Raw genomic sequence first — 831 nt, forward strand, 5'->3', positions numbered from 1 at the left:
AAAGGGTTCTTTTTTCTTAACAAATTAAAGTTGAAAGATAAAATCTTCTAAAGTGTTACTTTTTTTATAACGGTAATATTTATTTACTTACTTTTATTTCCAACTTAAACCATTTATTATGAAATATTTATTTACCACCCCCCCCATTTTAATTACGCGGCGTGGGGAAAGAGCAGAGAGTATTGTAAAAACAAGGTAAAATTTGAATTTAATAAAAAAGCAAAAACGGTTGTTACTAGGATATTTCTGCTGTCTTTTGCTTTGGTTATTTTATTAAGCGGCTGCTCTTCTGAAGAGACGTTACTGGAATCAGACAGAAAAGATGCAGTTAAACTCCAAACGGTTTCTTTTTCTGATTTAGCGAAGAATCAGGGTGCTTTACGTGCTTACCGCGCATACAACAGCAAATTGGAAGCGGAGCGCCTTCAAGCTAGAGGAATTACTTTTTATGGTGTTTTGGTTGATACGACAAAGATTTATTACACCGAAAAAGGAGATTTGAAATCGTACACTTTTGAAATTCTTGACTTTGAATCGAGAGATACGATAAAAAATTTAATTCTTCAGCAAAAAGGAGTCTCAGAGTACGCTGCTTATGTGGCTAAATACGCAATGACCCCGACGGATAAACAGACATTGATAGAGGGAGGAAGTTTAATAAAAACACCTATAAAGATTGAGAACGAGTCTGTTGTTTGGAGCATATTTGTTTATGGTAATGGCTCAGACTGTGTAAAAATCTATACTCATTTTGTTGATTATTACGACGACGGTTATGGCAATATACACCCGGGTTCTGGCGACATTGATAGAGGCGATATAAAATTTATT

1 protein-coding gene is annotated in these 831 nt (G+C 34.7%); it reads left to right on the forward strand.

Features of this window, described 5'->3' with window-relative positions:
- Positions 1-261: 261 nt before the first annotated feature.
- On the forward strand, positions 262-831 hold a 570-nt coding region (locus tag CHX27_RS00045), incomplete at its 3' end, for a hypothetical protein (protein WP_133063354.1).

The sequence above is a fragment of the Flavobacterium aurantiibacter genome, from assembly GCF_002251775.1.
GTDB lineage: Bacteria > Bacteroidota > Bacteroidia > Flavobacteriales > Flavobacteriaceae > Flavobacterium > Flavobacterium aurantiibacter.